This window comes from Flagellimonas amphidinii, from assembly GCF_013090115.1.
In the GTDB taxonomy this organism is placed as follows: Bacteria; Bacteroidota; Bacteroidia; order Flavobacteriales; family Flavobacteriaceae; genus Flagellimonas; species Flagellimonas amphidinii.
In genome coordinates this window covers 1-1,758 of sequence record NZ_JABFNN010000012.1, presented here as the reverse complement: position 1 = coordinate 1,758, position 1,758 = coordinate 1, and the positions used below count along the sequence as shown (strand labels likewise).

General features: G+C 30.5%; 2 protein-coding genes. Both read right to left on the bottom strand.

Annotated features, from left to right (window positions below; translation table 11 throughout):
* Positions 1-88 precede the first annotated feature (88 nt).
* A complete protein-coding gene (locus tag HJC33_RS00120; RefSeq protein WP_171656762.1) occupies positions 89-886 on the bottom strand; it encodes a hypothetical protein in 798 nt (265 codons plus the stop codon).
* 123 nt (positions 887-1,009) lie between these two features.
* On the bottom strand, positions 1,010-1,636 hold the full coding sequence (locus tag HJC33_RS00115; RefSeq protein ID WP_171656761.1) for a Pr6Pr family membrane protein: 627 nt from the start codon (positions 1,634-1,636) through the stop codon (positions 1,010-1,012).
* Between the last annotated feature and the right edge of the window lie 122 nt (positions 1,637-1,758).

Below are 1,758 nucleotides of genomic sequence, written 5' to 3'. Positions count from 1 at the left end.
TCAGGTTTGCCCTATGATGAAAATTATGTGTCCAAATTAAACTAAAAGAACTTGTTTTTTAACTCAGTTCTTTGTTGCCCACAGTTTTTTATTCTTTTTCCCATTCAAATATTTTCCTTTCACGTACTTTAAAATCGGATTCGCTCAATACTCTTCCTAATCTTATAATCTCAATTATTGAATCGTTTTTATCATATCTATATTCGTCCATAGACTCAAGAATCTCATTAGGATTTGTCCCTTGATTATATGAGCTATCTATTTCTCTAAAAAGTTTACCTTTTTCGTTATACTCAAATTTTGTTTTCATTCGATGATTACCACTAAAAATCCAATTCTCAATTATTAGTCGATTTAATGAATCGTATTTAAATTCAGAAACTCTAGATTTCTCATTTCCCTCAATTTTGATTCTTTTTTTTAAGACTCCATTTTCAAATTCCTGCGTTATTTTTCTGTAATTAGTTTTAGTCTCGATTAGATTGTTATCGGAATCGTATTTGAATGATTTAATTGTGTCAATTTTCTCGCGATTTTCTGTTATGTAAGATAATAGCCCTTTTTTGTTATAAAGGTAATTTTGCGTGTCAATTTTAGCTGTTCCTTTTCCCTCTCTTTTATAGATTGACTTTATTTTTTCAATTCCATTCTCATTGTAATAATAGAATTCCCAATTATTACTATTTATTAGACGGTTTTTAGAATCGTAAGCCTTAAACGATTTTCTGTTGAAGTATATTGAATCGGATTTATTGATTCTTTTTTCGGTTGTCCAAATTCGGTAGCTTTCTTTCGCTTTAAATTCCGCAATCAGTTTATCTTCTTCTAAATTCCCGCAAGAAATTAAAATCAGGTTTAAAAATGTTATAGTTAGCAGTTTTTTCAAATTGTGGGCAACGGTCTCGTATAACCGTCAGTTACGGGTTAAATTAGCGATTATTTTCGGTTTAGCACAGACGTTAGCAATTCCGAGTGGATTCGGACGTAGTCGAATCCGCCGTAATTGCGGTTATACATTGTTGGCTACAGTTTTAATTTTTTCACCTATAACATAAAAGATTACTAAAAACATTATAATAATGACTAGCAAACCCAATGAGTTCATAATTACTTTCACTGTACCTAGATTATTTGCATCAACAAAATAATAGGGATAGAACGACGAAATATAGCCTCTTATTGAAATCCAAGTCAGGTATAAAACGGGATATAAAATCCATCGAGATAAGTCCTTGAATTTTATCAAGTTACTTTTTTCGTAAAACCACCAGAAAAGAATGGTTGCTATAGGTACAATTGTATGATGAGTTTCATCTAAAATCATAGTAAGCCCTTGTGGGTCCCATACGTGTCTTAATAGAATATGATAAGCTATTCCAACAAAAGCCATAAATGCAGCAATTGCAGTTAGCGTACCAGGTTTATGAAAAATTGTTTTTTCATTTTTTGAAAAAAAGATAAATGCAAAATAAATTGTTGTGAGAAGATTGGTAAGGATTGTAAAGTAGGACAGAAATCGAGTAACAGATTCTGTAATTGATTCATCTTCTAATTCTATTCTAAGTTTGAGTTTAAGCACTAAGGCAACCATTCCAATGATTAGCATAATTAATGCAATACCTTTCTTTAATTTCATATTTTTCTCAAATTGTAGCCAACGGTTGTATAAAGATACATCAATTGAAATGACCGTTTTATAAATTATAAACGCACTATGCGGGTGGTTATGGTTAGGTTTGTTAATATTTTAACATAACT